Source organism: Chryseobacterium indologenes (genome assembly GCA_016025055.1).
Classification (GTDB): domain Bacteria; phylum Bacteroidota; class Bacteroidia; order Flavobacteriales; family Weeksellaceae; genus Chryseobacterium; species Chryseobacterium indologenes.
On the sequence record CP065590.1, the window covers coordinates 1,649,968 to 1,666,805 of the forward strand.

The following is a 16,838-nucleotide window of genomic DNA, read 5'->3' on the forward strand; positions in this document are numbered from 1 at the left end:
TTTGAGCGGAATCCTATATTTTGTTCCCACACCTGTCGGGAACCTTGAAGATATGACCTTCAGGGCGGTAAATGTCCTTAAGGAAGTTGATTATATTTTATGTGAAGACACGAGAACTTCGGGAATACTGTTAAAGCATTTCGAGATTTCCAAGCCTTTAAAATCCTATCATTTACACAATGAGCATCAGGCCACTGAAAGAGTGATTACTGACCTTAAAAACGGGCAGAATATCGCCATTATTACGGATGCAGGTACACCTGGGATCTCAGATCCTGGTTATCTTTTGGCCAAAGCAGGTGCCGATAACCATATTGAAATGATATGCCTTCCGGGAGCAACTGCTTTGATCCCTGCACTAGTTGTTTCAGGATTACCGAATAATGAATTTTTATTCGCAGGATTTTTGCCCCAGAAAAAAGGCAGACAAACCAAACTGAAGCAGCTTGCCGAGGAAAAGAAAACAATCGTCCTTTACGAAAGCCCTCATAAAATCAATACGACCTTAGAGCAGATTAAAGAATTTTTCGGTGAAGAGACCAAAGCGAGTTTAAGCCGTGAAATTTCCAAAAAATTTGAGGAGACTAAACGAGGAACAATCAATGAATTGATTGAATTTTCCAAAAGCAAAACTTTAAAAGGAGAGATCGTTCTTATTGTCAACAATTCTATTTGATTTTCATTGAAAAAAATAATTCTGGTTTTGTGCTCTGCAGTTTGTACAGCACAAACGAATCAGTATATGAAGGTGATCTTATCCAAAAAAACCGGAAAAGAGATTACCTCCTATGCAGAGGGATACGGAACCCTATATGATGCTGCTACTAAAAAGCAGGGTATTGTAGATTCATCCGGTGTTGTTACTTTTGAATCCCCGCATAAAGGAAATATTTTACATGTTTTCAAAAACAGATTTATTCTGTATTCTGAGGATTCAGGGGCAAAAAGAAAATCTGCTGTTATAGATGAAAAAGGGAATGAAATTATTCCTCTCAGCGATCAGGATTTTAACACTCCCTGGTGGCACAAAGATCGCATTATTTCTTCAAGACAGGGAAAAGATGCGGTGTATGATTTCAGTGGAAAGGAGATCGTCCCATATTCAGACCGGATTCGCTTTTCAGGAAAGACCGGATTTTTTGTTTTAAAAGATAAAAAATGGTATTTGTATGATCTTAACGGAAGTCCGGTCAGTGACAGAGGCTTTAAAAGCGATTACAACTTTGAAAACGGGAGAGCCCTCATTGTCAATGAGGATAACCAGAGCGAGATTATTGATAGGAACGGAAAAACATTGCATACCTTTTCACGACAGATTTCAGATATCAGTGCCTATCCTTACGTAGTTACCAGAAATAAAGCTTCAGGAAAGTATGGTTTGATAGATGCAGAAGGAAATACCATTGCTGATGAAGTTTTCACGGAGATTAATCCGGAATATTTTGGAAAGAAAGAATTCATTTACCTCAGAAAAGGTAATAAAACGACTGTTTTTACTAAAAAAGATCAGAAACTTTATCCGGTTAATTTTAAATATCTTAATCCTTTATTTGGAAATCTTTTCAGCGTTTACAGCGATAAAACTGAAAAAGCAGGTATTATTGATTTGAATGGAAATATCCTGGTGCCGCAGGAATATGATTTTATTAAAAGCTTTATAGTCTCCGGAAAGGATATTATTTACCTTAAAAAAGGGACTGAGGAAAAAGTATTGGATAAAGATCTTAACAATATACTGGGTGAGGATGTTCAGGTTTTGGGATTCTATCCTCAGAATTTGATTATCAGAAAAGGAGAACATTATTATACATTCTCAGTAGCCGACCATTCGATCACAGAGCTGAAGGGCATTGATCTGATCAAAGGACAGAGTACCGATTACTTTAACCCTCTTAATCAGTTTTCCAAACCCATTGTATGTAAAAATACGGACAATCTCTACGGAATTCTGGACGGAAAGGGATCAGAAATTGTCCCCTTCCAATACGAGGATATCGTCGCATTCGAAAATACTGAAAACGAAGTTATTGTAAAAAAGGAAGGAAAATACGGAGTGATTAACTTTCAGAATGAGCTGTTGAGGGAAACCATTTATGATACTTATTTTTGGCAGAAAGAAGTCCTTATATTAGAAAAAGACAGGAGATCTGACCTTATTTATTTCACAAAATTTAGAAATAAAATACGGTAAAATAAAAAGAAATCATAAAAAAGTCTTAAAAAATGCAGGTATTTTGATCATTTAAATGTATTGAATAACAATTTATAATATCTTTGCACACCGTTTAATTCTGGTGAAGAGTTATAAATACCAGATAAGTCAGCTGTCACAAGCTGAATGAGTTATAAGAAAATAATTGTTAAGACATATGAAATTATTAGAAGGAAAAGTAGCACTAATTACCGGCGCTACAAGAGGAATTGGGAAAGGTATCGCAGAAATGTTTGCTCAGCAGGGAGCAAAGGTGGCATTTACCTACGCAGGCTCTGTAGACAAAGCAAAAGAATTAGAAGCAGCTTTAAGTTCTGTAACCCAAATTAAAGGATATCAGTCTGACGCATCAGATTATGATGCTGCTCAGCAGCTTGTGGATGAAGTAATGACGGAATTCGGAAAGATTGATATTTTGGTAAACAATGCAGGGATTACAAAAGATAACCTGTTATTGAGAATGTCCAAAGAAGATTGGGATAAAGTGATCAAAGTAAACTTAGATTCTGTTTTCAACCTTACTAAAGCGGTAATTAAGCCAATGATGAAGGCAAGATCAGGATCTATCATCAATATGACTTCAGTAGTTGGAGTAAAAGGCAATGCAGGACAGGCCAACTATGCTGCATCTAAAGCGGGGGTGATCGGGTTTACAAAATCTGTTGCTTTGGAGTTAGGATCAAGAAATATAAGATGTAATGCGATTGCTCCGGGATTCATTGAAACAGAAATGACAGCCGTTTTGGACGAAAAGACAGTTCAGGGATGGAGAGAAGGTGTTCCGATGAAAAGAGGAGGACAGCCCGAAGATATCGCCAATGCATGTCTGTTTCTGGGTAGCGAAATGTCATCTTACATTACAGGGCAGACCCTAAATGTAGATGGGGGAATGCTTACTTAAAAAATGAAAACAGTACAGAATATAGTATTATTCTTGTCGATTATAGTATGCATCGGTCTGATTTATATTAATTTGTTTAATGTATATCAGACCGATGACTATATATGGGCTTACCATACAAGGAAACTGGGACTTACCGGGAATTTTAAGCAGACGTACATGCATTGGGGCGGAAGATATTTCGGATACTCCATTAATATGTTTAACCCGGTTTTTTATGATAATAACGGTCTACTTCCGAAGATTTATCCTGTTTTTTTAATGCTTTCCTTTATCGGAGTTATTGCACTCAACTGTAAAGAATATTTCAAATACTCTTTTGGGGAGTCTTTACAAAAAGCAATAATGTTCTTTTTCTTTTATACAGTTCTATTGATCAGCATTCCCGAGCATTATTTTTGGATTACCGGCTCTAATATCTATTTTGTTCCCACTATTTTAGCTGGTCTTCTGCTTTATTTTGCCAGGAAAAATGAAGAAACAGGACAGAGAATATGGGCATATCTTTCCTTATTGCTGATTATAGTTCTGATGGGATCTAACGAGATCATGGCATTACTCCTCGAAGGCCTTCTGCTGCTGTTTTATTTTCAGAAACGGACTAAGCAGAATCTGGCTTTTCTGATAGTTGGTACTCTCTTTTTATTGTTGAGTTTTCTTGCACCCGGAAATTTCAGCAGAATGGGAGATACACAGGAAGGAATACTAAAATGGATCAAGAGAATCGGCGCTTTTGGTGCCAATACCATCTATATAGCTTTTAAAGTCTTTTTAATGGTTCCGTTATTTATTAAAGTTTTCGAAAAAGAGCTTACAGTAATCAGAAATAAAATACCTTTCAGAAAAGCTCTATTAATTGGGGCCGTTTCATTATTTCCATTGCTTTTTACAGGATATATCGTCAATACAATTGCAAGACAGTTTGAAAGCATTGCCTTTTATTCATTAGTCACTCTATCTTTGATTCTGGCATTTAGATTTGAAAGAATTAAAAGCCTTTGGTGGGTTTCCCTTATCGTAATTTTTACTCCTGAATTGAAAATTTTCCCTGAAAAATATTCAAATTTTGATATTGATTATAATCTTGCCAATATTACAGCAGAGGTTTTCACGACAGACCTTAAAGGATATGAAAAAGAAATAAATACACGAGTAAAAATTCTCAAGAATACTCCCGGAGACTCTGTTGTTGTAGACAAAATAAAACATGTACCAAGAGTTTTGTATTTTGATGAAATGGCTTCTGTGAAAGAGGAAGAAACCTACGTCAACGATCAGCTTCAAAAGTATTTTAATAAGAAATATATAAGAACCAAAGAATAAAGCATAAAAAAAGCCTGCAGATGCACACCTGCAGGCTTTTTATTTTTAATCCTTAAAAATCTGGTTTTCCTGTTCCTGAACCCTGATAAAAGTAGTCCTTTTAGAAAGCTCTTTAAGCTTGGAGGCTCCTACATAAGTACATGTAGACCGTACACCTCCTAAAATATCTTTCACGGTCTCTGAAACAGGACCTTTATATGATACTTTTACAGTTTTTCCTTCTGAAGCACGGTATTCCGCAACACCCCCCGAATGCTTATCCATGGCTGTTTTAGAACTCATGCCGTAAAACAGGCGGTATTTTTTACCATTTTCTTCAATCATTTCCCCGCCACTTTCGTCATGGCCTGCAAACATTCCTCCCAGCATCACGAAATCTGCTCCCCCACCGAAGGCTTTGGCAACATCTCCCGGAACCTTACAACCTCCATCTGCAATAATATGCCCTCCCAGTCCGTGAGCGGCATCAGAACATTCGATAATTGCTGATAACTGCGGGTAGCCCACTCCGGTTTTTACCCTGGTTGTACATACCGAACCAGGTCCGATACCTACTTTGATGATGTCTGCTCCTACCAAAAGAAGCTCTTCTACCATTTCTCCGGTTACAACATTTCCTGCAATAATAATTTTATCAGGAAAATGAGCCCTTGCTTTCTTCACAAATCCAACAAAATGTTCAGAATACCCATTGGCTACGTCAATACAAAGAAACTCGATTTTTGGGTGTTTTTCGATGATCTGCCTGATCTTTTCTTCATCAGCTTTTCCTGTTCCGGTACTTAAAGCAATATACTGATAGATGCTTTCAGGCTGGCTTTCCAGAAATGCACTCCATTCCTCGACAGTGTAGTGCTTATGTACCGCAGTGATGATTTTATCTTTGGCCAGTTCCACAGCCATCTCAAAGGTGCCGACCGTATCCATATTGGCTGCGATCACGGGTACACCCTTCCATTTCTTTTTAGTATGCTTAAAGGTAAACTCTCTGTCAAGATCTACTTCCGAACGGGATTTTAAAGTGGAACGTTTCGGGCGGAACATTACATCCTTAAAGCCCAGTTTTATGTCATTTTCTATGCGCATTTTGTAATTATTTGTCAGAATAAAGGTAGTAAATTATATGAAATAGAGTATTTTTGAAACAATGGATTTTCCTGTAACTTTTCACATTTTCGGTAAAACGATTCTTGCTCATCCTCTTTTTGAGGCTGTTGGAATGTTTTTGGGAATGAGGTATTACTTTTATCTGAAAAGGAAATCCAAAGAAAAACTATCATTTAATACTTCTGCAGCAGTTTTGATCGGTGCTACAGCCGGTGCTCTGATCGGCTCGAAGCTGATCGGAAATCTTGAAAACCCTTACACATTCTGTGAGAATTTTAGTTTTACCAAGTTCTGGTCAAATAATACCATTGTCGGAGGGCTGGCGTTGGGTTTACTGGGCGTGGAGTTGGCCAAAAAGATCGTACATCACAAAGAAAGTACCGGTGACCTCATTGTTTTTCCTTTAATGTTTGCCATGATTATTGGGCGGATCGGATGTTTCCTTACCGGCATTTATGAAGAAACCTATGGCATTCCCACTGATTCTTTCTTTGGAATGCATTTAGGGGATCGGTACCTCAGGCATCCTGTAGCTTTGTACGAAATAGTTTTTCTCATTGTTCTCTGGATAGGATTAAAATACATTCAGAGTCTTAAAAAATATCCGTCAGGGTTTATTTTTCAGCTTTTTATGCTGGGCTATTTTACGTTCAGGTTCTTTTTGGACTTTATCAAACCAAGGGTAGAAATCGTTGTAAATCTTGGTACAATTCAAATCGTGTGTATCTCTGTAATTATTTATTACATTTATACTATTAAAAACACCAGGACTTTATATTTAAAATATTCAAGATGAAAACAATAACCATTTTAGAAGCTGGCAATCTGGGCGGTGTAGTGGTAATGATCATTGGGATTATTATTTTGGGCGCCCTGTTTTTTTCCCTTGTCGTCACTGTTGTGGCAAAAATCATCTATGAATGGAAGGGAGACAGAAAATTTACTAAAAAAACAATTTATCCAGACCATGCTTATATGCCTTCTGATCTGTGGACTGATCAGCGGTTATATTTGCGGTGGAGGATTTTAAAATTTTGCCTATGCCAGTAAGAAATTATACCTATTACGATTATACAATAAGCCTTTGCCCGGAATGCCTTAAAAGAGTCGGCGCTAAGATTATTATCGAGGATGAAGCGGTTTTTATGACCAAAAGATGTCCTGATCATGGGTTCTTTAAAACAAAAATAGCTTCTGATGTACATTATTATAAAAACATAAGAAACTACAATAAAGCCTCAGAAATGCCCCTTCATTTCGGAACCGATGTAGAATATGGCTGTCCTTATGACTGTGGACTTTGCGTTGATCATGAACAACACAGCTGCCTTTCTATTGTGGAAGTGACAGATCGTTGCAATCTGACCTGTCCCACCTGTTACGCAATGTCTTCCCCACATTATGGAAGCCATAGAAGCCTGGAAGAAATTGAAGCCATGTTTGATGTTATTGTGAAAAATGAAGGTGAGCCCGATGTAGTCCAGATCAGTGGAGGAGAGCCTACCATTCATCCGGAGTTTTTTAAAATTATGGATATCGCCAAGTCGAAACCGATAAAACATCTGATGCTGAATACCAACGGCATCAGAATTGCCAACGACCCGGGATTTGCAGAAAAACTGGCCACTTATGCTCCTGAATTTGAAGTCTACCTTCAGTTTGATTCATTTAAACCGGAAGTATTGGAAGATTTCAGGGGAAAGGACCTGACAGCAGTACGGATGAAAGCGTTGGAAAAACTTAACGAGCTAAATCTTTCCACCACACTCGTTATTGTCCTTCAAAAAGATAAGAATATCGATGAAATCGGAAAAATTATAGAATTTGCTTTGAAGCAGAAGTGTGTTAGGGGAATAACCTTCCAGCCTGTTGAGATTGCAGGAAGAAACAGGGAAGATTCTGCTCATGAAAAGATCACGTTAACTGAGGTCAGGCAGGAAATTATCAGGCAGTTTCCCTTATTGAATTCTGATGATATTATTCCCGTTCCATGTAATCCGGACGCTTTAGCAATGGGATATATCTTAAAACTTCAGGGAGAAACCATTCCTTTAACCAGGTATATCAACCCTGCAGATCTTTTGAATAATGAATCAAGAAATACCATTGTTTATGAGCAGGATAAAGGGCTCCATATGCAGTTGCTGGATATATTCAGCACCGGAATTTCTGTCGATAAAGTGCAGCCCAAGGTCAATCAGTTGCTATGCTGTCTGCCGGAAGTTTCTGCTCCGGATCTTGACTATGATAACCTGTTTAGAATTATCATCATGAACTTTATGGATGCACATGATTTTGATGTAAGGGCTGTCAAAAAATCCTGTGTTCACATTGTTAATAAAGATCTTAAGCTAATCCCTTTTGAAACTATGAATCTTTTCTACAGAGACGACAAAAAAGCTTTTCTCGAAGAACTGAGAAAAGAAGATAAAGTACTATTTTAAAACAGCAATAGTATTCACAAGCAGAATCATCTGTCAAAATCGATGTGATCTTCGGGAAATAAAAAATAAAAAGCGTGAAATCAAACTTCACGCTTTTGCTATTTGTAATACACGGGGTTTATTTTACCTCTGTAACGTTGTCAAAAACCATTGTTTCTTCCAATGTTTTCATGTATTCGTATGCGGTAAGATCAAACTTAACAGGGACTATAGAGATATATCCGTTAGCCAAAGCTGTTTCATCAGCATCATCAGAGTCATCCATATTGTTGAAATATCCTGTCAGCCAATAGTATTTTTTACCATGCGGATTTACACGTTCGTCAAAGCTTTCCTCCCATTTTGCATGAGCCTGTTTACAAACTTTTACCCCTTTAATTTCCTCAGCAGGAAGTTTCGGAATATTTACATTCAGAACGATTCCTCTCGGCATCGGATTTTCAAGTGTTCTTCTGACAATATTTTGAATATATTTTTTAGCCTGGGTAAAATCTGCTTCCCAGCTGAAATCCAGTAAAGAGAATCCAATGGCAGGAATTCCTTCCACACCGGCTTCTACAGCAGCAGACATTGTTCCCGAATAGATAACGTTGATAGAAGAATTCGCTCCGTGATTGATTCCGGATACAACAATATCAGGTCTTCTTTTCAGAATTTTATCGAGAGCAATTTTCACGCAGTCTACAGGAGTTCCGCTACAGGAAAAGTCGGTTTGAGGACCTTCCAGGCTTACCTCTTCATAGCTTAGGGTAGAATTAATGGTAATAGCGTGGCCTTTTCCGCTTTGCGGAGAGTCGGGTGCTACAACAACTACTTCTCCGATTTCATTCATAAAATTGATAAGGTTTCTGATACCAGGAGCCGTAATTCCGTCATCATTCGTCACCAGAATAAGTGGTCTTTCCATAAATTGATTTAATTTTTTATAAAGTACAGTACAATTTGTTCATTTGCCAAAACAGAACAAAAAGAATTTTCAACACATCAAATGTAGTTAAAAATAAGATGTTATAAAACAATTGATTGATAACTCCACGATGTGAAAACAACTGTAATTTACTTCAAAATGCACACCAGAACCATAAAATTCATATATTCCGGTTTTACATATTTATGAAAACGAAATGTGAATAATTGATAATGCAATCTTTATTCTTCTTCCCAAATAAGCACATACTACTTATTCACCGTGCTATATCAGGTGACAAAATACTCTATTTCAGATTGCCTTGCCGATTATTGCTGATTAACCTAGTCCAGAGGCTTTCTACCTGTAATGATATTATACAGGACAACAATAATAGCGATAACTAAAAGAACATGAACCAGGTACCCTGTACTGATCCCCGGAATGATTCCTAACATACCTAAAAGCCATACCACGATACAGATGACTGCGACTAACCATAATAAACTTCTCATAATTATATATTTTAATGTGATTGGCTTAAATATCAGCATATTTTATGCCTTTTTAAATTAAACTTTCTTTTTGTGGTATGTGTTTTTTTACTTTTAAAGGAAATTACACATTTAAAAATCTGCAGTTTAAAAAACAATAATGGATCTGATCTTTCAATGAAAGCTGTTGTTATGGGGAAATATCAGAATTCCATACCGGCATTTATGAGTCTCTTTCAATAAAAATCTTCAAAACTGTTCGATATTTGTAAATAAGGTATTAAATTTGATCGTTTGTAACAGTCTGGTAGTTCTTGCTACTTATTACAATACTACTTTTTTAAAAAATTAATAAATAAAGGCAGTTTATGTGGAAAAATTTCAAACTGAATAAATTTTTACTTCTAATTCCATTAACCAGTCTAATGTTTTGTTTCAACTCGCCAAAGAATGACGATGAAAAGATGCAAACAATAATGGTGAGCGTAAAAAACACTCTTTCTTATCTTCATTATAGCCCGAAACCTATCAATGATGCTTACTCAAAAGACGTTTATAAGCATTATTTTGAATTGGTAGATCCGGCCAAAAGATATTTCCTGCAATCTGATATGGATGAATTCAGCAAACATGAAACAAAGCTGGATGATTATATCAACCTTGGAGATCTATCTTTTTATAAGCTTACCATCGACAGGCTTTACCAGAGAGTAGATGAGATCGATAAAATCACTCAGGACATTTTCAGCAAGCCTATCAACCTGCAGGAAGATGAAACCCTAACTTTGGAACCTAAGCTTAAAAAAGTACCTGCCAACAAGCAGGAACAATATAATGAGTGGAAAAAATTCATCAAGTACAATATCCTTCAGGAAATTGAATCGATGAACAGCAAAGAAGAAGCCCAGAAAGAGAAAAAAGATTCTGTTCAGAAATATAAATTAAAAGATACCATCAAGTTTAAACCTCTTACTCAGGATGAGAAGATCAAAAAAGCTACGGATGAGGTAAAAGATCTTGTAAAAGATACCTTCACAAGATTCAAAAAGAGAAAGAAAATGGATTGGTTTACGGTATATATGAATGCATATACCGAAGTATTTGATCCTCATACCAACTATTATTCGCCAAAAGATAAAGAAGATTTTGATACCCAGTTTACCGGAAAAGTAATCGGTATCGGAGCTATTATCCAGGAGAAAAAAGGAAACCTTTATTTAGGAGCCCTTACGATTGGTGCTCCGGCGTGGAAATCCAAACAGCTTTCGGAGGGAGACAAAATATTGAAAGTAAAGTCTAAGCCGAAGGATGACGCCGTGAATGTAGTAGGAATGCTTTCTGATGAGGCAGTAAGGCTGATCAGAGGTGAGAAAGGGACTCCGGTAACCTTAACGGTTCAGAAAAAGACGGATCTATTAAAGACGTAACGATGATTCGTGAGGAAGTCGCTATTGAAGATACATTTGCAAGAAGTATCACGGTAAATGCTCCGAACGGAAAGAAATACGGTTTCATCAACCTGCCAAGTTTTAATGCAGATTTTGAAAATGCAAAAGGAAGAAATGCTTCCGATGATATTAAAAATGAGATTATAAAACTTAAATCTCAGAACATCGAAGGGATAGTTCTTGACCTTAGGAATAATGGTGGAGGCTCACTGACGGAAGTAGGGGATATTATGGGACTTTTCATGGAAGCTGGACCTTATGTTCAGGTGAAAGACGGAAACGGAAAAATCCAGACTTTAAAGAATAAAAATGAGACACCAATATGGACAGGTCCGTTAGTCATCATGCAAAACGAGCTTTCCGCTTCAGCTTCAGAGATTCTGGCGGGAGTAATGCAGGATAACGGAAGAGCAATGATTATCGGGTCGCCGCAGTCTTTCGGGAAAGGTACGGTTCAGACATTCGTAGACCTGAACAGGTTTTTAAATACTGAAGATGATTTCGGTTCTTTAAAACTGACCATTCAGAAGTTCTACAGAATCACCGGTGAATCTACCCAGAGAAAAGGGATTGTTTCTGATATTCAGATGAAAGATTTCTTTACCTACGCAGAAGTAGGAGAGCGTTACGATGATTTTGCATTGGCCTGGGATAAAATTCCGCCAACAAAATTCCAGAAACTGAACTATTTCAATATTCAGGCTCTTGAAAAAGCAAGTGCAGAAAGAATGGCAAAAAACAGCAATTATCAGCTGTTATTGGAGTCTGCCCAATGGAGAGAAAAACTGGATAAAGAAGAAAACATCACGCTGAACATCAATAAATTCAATGAGCTGATGAAGCACAGAAAAGCGCAGATTGAAAAATTCAAAGTATTGACAAAATTTGAGAACGGACTTCAGTTTATCATGTATCCGGCTGAGGTTGAAAGAGAGAAAAAAGATGAAGCTTTCAAGAAAAAATCTGAAATGTGGATCAAGAATCTGAAAAAAGATCTGTATCTGCAGGAAGCAATGAATATTGTTTCAGAGATGGGAAGCAAATCATAACATAAAAAAAATCCGCTAATGAAAATTAGCGGATTTTTTTATTGTGAAAAGAAAATTACTTAATTTCTACACATCCTACTCTTCCGCCAGCATTTCCTGTAGGCTGAGTATGGAAATCGTCTGCCGCAGCATGTACGATAAGACCTTTTCCGATGATGTTTTTAGATTCATCTGTACAGCCAAGACACCATTTTTCTGTCTTGAAGGTAAGGGTTGCGTTACCACTCTGGTCAGCAACTAAATTTCCGATATCTCCCATATGGAAATGCTCTGCACCCCATTTTCCGTGATCATCTTTACCAGGATTCCAGTGGCCGCCTGTAGAGGTTCCGTCTGCTGCAGAACAGTCTCCTTTTTCATGAATATGTACTGCATGGATTCCGGGAGTAAGGTTTGTTACATCAAGCTTCATTATTACATCATTTCCCTGCTGGGTAAATTTGGCCGTTCCTCCGGTTTGTGTTCCGCTCTTGGCGTTGACAGCGTACGTTTTTGTTGTTCCACACGAAGCGGCTAAAAATGCACATCCCGCCAGTAATGCTATTGTTTGTACTTTCATCTTTTTAAATGATTTAAAGTGATTTTATGATAAATTTAAAAAGATTTTTCAAAGAGCTTTATGATTTCAGTCTTTTTTACCAATCAATAAGAGAGAAGAACTGGAAATCATAGGATTCCGATTGTTTTTTTTAAATCCATATAAATAGTTCGATAGAATGCAAAAAAGCTGTAATTTTAGACTTCATGATAAATCCTGATATTTCTATTTTTAATCCAAAAAACGTCATAAAACATGACTATTCTGTATACATTTATTGATGAAGAGAGGCATCAGGAAATTTTAGATCAGCATTTGAATCTGTTTTCTGAAGATTTTAAATCCAAGATCCTGAAATACAGAAGGTGGGAGGATGCCCAGCTTTCATTGCTGGGAAGAATCCTGTTGCTGCATGGACTTAAAACCTATTATGATATCACCACCGTTCCGGAAATTTACATTCTATCCAATAAAAAGCCCTACTTAAAGGGAAATCCGGTTCATTTTAATATATCGCATTCCCGGAATATGGTTGTTTGTGCTATTGCCGGATTTCCATTAGGAATAGACGTTGAATTTTTGGACCATACAATCAATTATTTTGATTTTCAGTTTCAGATGACAACAGGCGAATTTGAAGAAATTCATCATTCCGAAGATAAAACGAAGAGTTTTTTCAGATATTGGACAAGAAAGGAAGCCGTTATCAAAGCACATGGGGATGGAATGATGATTCCTCTGGATTCTTTTGAGGTTTTACAAAATACATGTACGCTTGAAGGGAAAAAATTCTTTACAAAAGAGATTCCGGTGGATGAAAATTATCAAGCCTGCGTAGCTTCTGATGATGAAAAGATCAACACGACATCTCCTTTGCTGGTTCATCTGAAAATGTAAGCAGATACGCATTTCTGTTCGTTATCAGTCCCTGGTTGTATTGGTATATGACCTGTAAATCATAAAACAGCAATAAATGACAAAAAGAATAGGAAAGGGATTGATACCTTTGTCGGTCAACAACCTTTGCAATTGGAAGAATATAAAAAAGAATAGTAAAGGCAATCCAATATATTGATGCCCACCTGGATACTGATCTCTCTCTTGAAAAAGTAGCGGAGATAAGTGTCTACTCACCTTTTCATTTTCACAGGATTTTTAAGCTGGTGACAGGAGAGACCCTGCAGAATTATATTATCAGGAAAAAGACTGAAAAAAGTGCTTTTTATCTGGCCTTACGTAAAGACTTGCAGATCAAGGATATCTATTTTGATCTTGGCTTTTCAAATCATTCCGTATTCAGTAAAACATTTAAAAGATATTACGGAATACCTCCTTCAGAGTTCAGAAAAGCAGCTCCCGAAACATTTCACAAGATTTTACAAATACAAAGCAAGAACGGACAAATTGATACGGTTTTCAGCCAATACATTTGCCATATAGAAAACCTGTTAAACTGGACTAAAATGAATTTAAAGATCGAAGTAAAAGAAATGCCGGAAATGAATCTGGCTGCAGTGATGAGCCTGGGAATTACGAATGTAGAGCCCTCTTTCAATGTATTGGTAGACTGGGCGAAAAAGAAAAAACTGTTCCCAGGAGAAAATATCAAAATGCTCTCTGTGTATCACGACAGCTTTAAAGTTACTCCCGCGGATAAAGTCAGAATCCATGCGTGTATGCTTCTGGATGAAAAACTTGAAGGGACAGATGGAGAAGTTTTTCCGGAAACTGTTGATCCCGGACGGTTTATTGTCGGAAGTGGGGAAGTAACCCTCAGCGATTTTGAACAGTGTTGGGTATCCTTATTTTTGTGGATGAACGAGCACAACCATTCGATGAGAAAAGCCTTTCCGTTTGAAATCTATCATTCCAACTTTAAAGAGCATCCGGAAGGAAAAATGATCGTGGATTTCTGTATTCCGATTCGCTGATTAAATTCCGGCTAAAAAGTACGAAGCCAACAATAAGGATAACGAAATAAATGGGATTCATTGAAACTAAATTGGGTTTTTATGAGTAATCAAAGTAAATTTCGTGCTTTTTACCATTCGGTAACAAAAGAATGCCTTTCAGTAATTATTTTTTTACAGAAGGGCATTTTCCATCTTACTTTTGATCCAGATATTAAAAACTATGAAAACTCAGGGACAAAAAATAGTAATTCTGATTTCCTTTTTTGCATTTATACTGGGATATTCTCAGGTAAAAGTTTCAGGAAAAGTAACCTACAGGAATAAAGGGGTAGGCGAAGTGAACGTCACTCTGAAAAACACCTATGACGGAGCAACAACTGATGCTGAAGGAAATTTTTCTTTTGAAACAAATGAAAAGGGAAGCCATATCCTGACTTTTACCCATCCTAAATATGAAACAGTGGAAAAAAGCATTATGGTTGATGATCAGGAGGTTATTGTAAGCGTTCTGCTGAAGGAACAAATCAGTGAAATCGATGCAGTGGTAGTTTCTGCAGGATCTATTGAAGCCAGTGATAAGAAAAGGGCTACAGCATTACTTTCGCCGATTGATATTTATACAACCGCCGGTGCTGACGGGCAAATCACTTCAGCCTTAACATATCTTCCCGGTGTACAGAAAGTGGGTGGCACAGAAGGACTGTTTATTAGGGGAGGTACCGGTACGGAGACCAAAATCTTTATGGATGGCAGCCTTATCAACAACTATTTTTCAAATTCAATTCCTGGAATTGCAGGGAGGGATCAGTTTAATACTTCTCTTTTTAAAGGAAATATATTCTCAAGTGGCGGATATTCTGCATTATACGGTCAGGCTCTTTCCGGTGCATTATTGTTGGAAAGTGTTGATCTACCGGACCAGAGTTCTTATGATTTCGGAGTTTCTCCTATCTTTTTAAGCGCAGGTTTTCAGAGGCTCGGTAACAATAAAAATCATTCTTATGGAGCAACATTAGGCTATTCAATGTTGAATTTTATGCAAAAAAGTCTTTGATTTCAATACCAATTTTATTGATGCACCGAAAGGACTGAACAGTGATTTTAACTTTAGAATTAAAACAAAATCAGGGGGATTTCTAAAATATTACGGAATGTATAACTCCAACAAAATGGGGGTGAAAACAGAAAGCCTGGAACCTGGATATGATTTTGCACTGGTAAGACTGAATGGAAAAAACACCTATCATAATCTGTCATTCAGGCAAAAATTCGGGAAATATCTGCTCAATGTGGGAGGTTCTTACTCCTATAACCGGTCTGACCTTAATTTTTCCCATGAAACCAATGATGTGGAATCAGGAAATACCAGATTACTGACCGGTGGAAATTATCTGAACTTCAAAGGTGTTTTGGAAAGAAAAATAAACAGGATCAGCGCAATAAGAGGTGGCTTTGAAATGAATAATACCGATGAAAAACTGAACTTTGAACAAGTAGATAAACATTATAAAGACTTACTTTCAGCTGCTTTTCTGGAAACAGATTTAGGTTTCAGCAATGCCTTATCAGCCAAAATCGGAATAAGAGCAGAGCATTCATCTTATCTGAATAAAAATAATATTGCTCCCCGCTTCGCATTGGCTTACCGCTTTGCAAAAGACTGGACCTCTTCTTTTGCATACGGCCTTTTTACCAGAATCCGGAAAGCAAATATGTTAACGGGCCTGCCAATCTTGATTTTCAGAAATCACAACATTATATCTTCCAGATTCAAAGGGCCTCAGAAGGAAGAACTTTACGTCTTGAAGCATTTTACAAAAAATATGACCGGCTGATCAAAACATTTAATGTCACCCCGGACAAAGAACAGAATCAACAGGTTCTGACAGCGATAGATAACAATGGATACGGATATGCCAAAGGACTCGAGTTTTTCTGGAGAGACAACAAAAAAACATTTAAAAACATAGATTACTGGATTACCTATTCCTTTCTGGATTCAAAAAGAGATTTTCTTAATTATCCGGTGAGTTTAAAACCAAGTTTTGCGGCAGAACACACTTTTTCCGCAGTGGTAAAAAGATTTATCCCTGAATGGAAACTTGGTGCTAATCTGTCTTATACCTATGCCAAAGGTCGTCCTTATTATGATATCGTGTCTGAATTTGATAATGGGAAACCTGTTAATTACACAAGAAATGAAGGAAGATTAAAAGATTACAATGCCCTTAATTTCAGTATCAACTATCTTCCGAATCTTGGAAAAAAAGATGCAAAGGCATTTACTGTATTTGTACTGAGCATTACCAATGTGTTGGGATCAAAAAATGTATATGGGTATAATTTCTCAATGGACGGAGCACGAAGCTCTGCCATCGTTCCCCCTGTAAACACCTTTGTATTTGTAGGAGCCTTTATCAGCTTTGGTGCAGATAAAACACAGGATGCAATCAATAATAATCTATAAAAAACCTAACTTCGGACAACCTTATTACTAACTTT

At 37.1% G+C, this 16,838-nt stretch carries 12 protein-coding genes and 3 pseudogenes; 11 read left to right on the plus strand and 4 right to left on the minus strand.

What is annotated here, in order from left to right; all coding sequences use genetic code 11:
* The first annotated feature begins 1 nt into the window (after window position 1).
* The 4 genes from rsmI to H3Z85_07390 all read left to right on the plus strand — a co-directional run bounded on the left by rsmI (window position 2) and on the right by H3Z85_07390 (window position 4,436).
* Window positions 2–676, plus strand: coding sequence for a 16S rRNA (cytidine(1402)-2'-O)-methyltransferase (rsmI, locus tag H3Z85_07375; GenBank protein ID QPQ53174.1), 675 nt, complete (start codon window positions 2–4; stop codon window positions 674–676).
* A 6-nt stretch (window positions 677–682) separates the two neighbouring features.
* Window positions 683–2,191: a WG repeat-containing protein gene (locus H3Z85_07380; protein ID QPQ53175.1), complete on the plus strand. Its 1,509-nt coding sequence runs from the start codon at window positions 683–685 to the stop codon at window positions 2,189–2,191.
* A gap of 178 nt (window positions 2,192–2,369) precedes the next feature.
* Window positions 2,370–3,113, plus strand: coding sequence for a 3-oxoacyl-[acyl-carrier-protein] reductase (gene fabG / locus H3Z85_07385; protein QPQ53176.1), 744 nt, complete (start codon window positions 2,370–2,372; stop codon window positions 3,111–3,113).
* 3 nt (window positions 3,114–3,116) lie between these two features.
* Window positions 3,117–4,436 (plus strand): hypothetical protein, encoded by a 1,320-nt coding sequence (locus H3Z85_07390; protein QPQ53177.1) that lies wholly within the window; start codon window positions 3,117–3,119, stop codon window positions 4,434–4,436.
* A 45-nt stretch (window positions 4,437–4,481) separates the two neighbouring features.
* On the opposite strand, the gene H3Z85_07395 is transcribed toward H3Z85_07390, so the two are convergent.
* The gene (locus H3Z85_07395) at window positions 4,482–5,522 is read right to left on the minus strand and encodes a GMP reductase (protein QPQ53178.1); all 1,041 of its coding nucleotides are present in this window, start codon (window positions 5,520–5,522) and stop codon (window positions 4,482–4,484) included.
* A 61-nt stretch (window positions 5,523–5,583) separates the two neighbouring features.
* Between H3Z85_07395 and H3Z85_07400 the strand changes: the two genes are divergently transcribed.
* The 3 genes and pseudogenes from H3Z85_07400 to H3Z85_07410 all read left to right on the plus strand — a co-directional run bounded on the left by H3Z85_07400 (window position 5,584) and on the right by H3Z85_07410 (window position 7,987).
* A complete protein-coding gene (locus tag H3Z85_07400; protein ID QPQ53179.1) occupies window positions 5,584–6,339 on the plus strand; it encodes a prolipoprotein diacylglyceryl transferase in 756 nt (251 codons plus the stop codon).
* Window positions 6,336–6,573, plus strand: a pseudogene (locus H3Z85_07405) (hypothetical protein). Before H3Z85_07400 ends, H3Z85_07405 begins: the two are co-directional and overlap by 4 nt.
* Window positions 6,574–6,583: 10 nt before the next feature.
* The gene (locus H3Z85_07410; protein QPQ53180.1) at window positions 6,584–7,987 is read left to right on the plus strand and encodes a radical SAM protein; all 1,404 of its coding nucleotides are present in this window, start codon (window positions 6,584–6,586) and stop codon (window positions 7,985–7,987) included.
* A gap of 118 nt (window positions 7,988–8,105) precedes the next feature.
* On the opposite strand, the gene surE is transcribed toward H3Z85_07410, so the two are convergent.
* Both surE and H3Z85_07420 read right to left on the minus strand, forming a co-directional pair.
* Window positions 8,106–8,894: a 5'/3'-nucleotidase SurE gene (surE, locus tag H3Z85_07415; GenBank protein QPQ53181.1), complete on the minus strand. Its 789-nt coding sequence runs from the start codon at window positions 8,892–8,894 to the stop codon at window positions 8,106–8,108.
* Window positions 8,895–9,238: 344 nt separating this feature from the next.
* Window positions 9,239–9,409 (minus strand): lmo0937 family membrane protein, encoded by a 171-nt coding sequence (locus H3Z85_07420; protein QPQ53182.1) that lies wholly within the window; start codon window positions 9,407–9,409, stop codon window positions 9,239–9,241.
* 347 nt (window positions 9,410–9,756) lie between these two features.
* Between H3Z85_07420 and H3Z85_07425 the strand changes: the two are divergent.
* Window positions 9,757–11,885: pseudogene (locus H3Z85_07425) on the plus strand (carboxy terminal-processing peptidase).
* 55 nt (window positions 11,886–11,940) lie between these two features.
* Here the strand turns inward: H3Z85_07425 and H3Z85_07430 are convergent.
* Complete coding sequence (locus H3Z85_07430) at window positions 11,941–12,444, minus strand: superoxide dismutase family protein (protein QPQ53183.1); 504 nt, start codon at window positions 12,442–12,444, stop codon at window positions 11,941–11,943.
* A gap of 234 nt (window positions 12,445–12,678) precedes the next feature.
* Between H3Z85_07430 and H3Z85_07435 the strand changes: the two genes are divergently transcribed.
* From H3Z85_07435 to H3Z85_07445, 3 genes and pseudogenes are all read left to right on the plus strand, one after another.
* Complete coding sequence (locus H3Z85_07435; protein QPQ53184.1) at window positions 12,679–13,320, plus strand: 4'-phosphopantetheinyl transferase superfamily protein; 642 nt, start codon at window positions 12,679–12,681, stop codon at window positions 13,318–13,320.
* 266 nt (window positions 13,321–13,586) lie between these two features.
* Window positions 13,587–14,354 carry a GyrI-like domain-containing protein gene (locus H3Z85_07440; protein ID QPQ53185.1) on the plus strand — a complete coding sequence of 256 codons (768 nt, stop codon included), beginning with the start codon at window positions 13,587–13,589 and terminating at the stop codon, window positions 14,352–14,354.
* Window positions 14,355–14,556: 202 nt separating this feature from the next.
* Window positions 14,557–16,803 (plus strand): annotated as a pseudogene (locus tag H3Z85_07445) (TonB-dependent receptor).
* The last annotated feature ends 35 nt before the right edge of the window (window positions 16,804–16,838 follow it).

Excerpts from the sequence above, each read along its gene's own strand:
- H3Z85_07430 (QPQ53183.1), bottom strand. The coding sequence starts at position 12,444 with ATGAAAGTACAAACAATAGCATTACTGGCGGGATGTGCATTTTTAGCC.
- surE (QPQ53181.1), bottom strand. The coding sequence starts at position 8,894 with ATGGAAAGACCACTTATTCTGGTGACGAATGATGACGGAATTACGGCT.
- H3Z85_07410 (QPQ53180.1), top strand. The coding sequence starts at position 6,584 with ATGCCAGTAAGAAATTATACCTATTACGATTATACAATAAGCCTTTGC.
- H3Z85_07435 (QPQ53184.1), top strand. The coding sequence starts at position 12,679 with ATGACTATTCTGTATACATTTATTGATGAAGAGAGGCATCAGGAAATT.
- H3Z85_07395 (QPQ53178.1), bottom strand. The coding sequence starts at position 5,522 with ATGCGCATAGAAAATGACATAAAACTGGGCTTTAAGGATGTAATGTTC.
- fabG (QPQ53176.1), top strand. The coding sequence starts at position 2,370 with ATGAAATTATTAGAAGGAAAAGTAGCACTAATTACCGGCGCTACAAGA.
- H3Z85_07390 (QPQ53177.1), top strand. The coding sequence starts at position 3,117 with ATGAAAACAGTACAGAATATAGTATTATTCTTGTCGATTATAGTATGC.
- H3Z85_07400 (QPQ53179.1), top strand. The coding sequence starts at position 5,584 with ATGGATTTTCCTGTAACTTTTCACATTTTCGGTAAAACGATTCTTGCT.
- H3Z85_07420 (QPQ53182.1), bottom strand. The coding sequence starts at position 9,409 with ATGAGAAGTTTATTATGGTTAGTCGCAGTCATCTGTATCGTGGTATGG.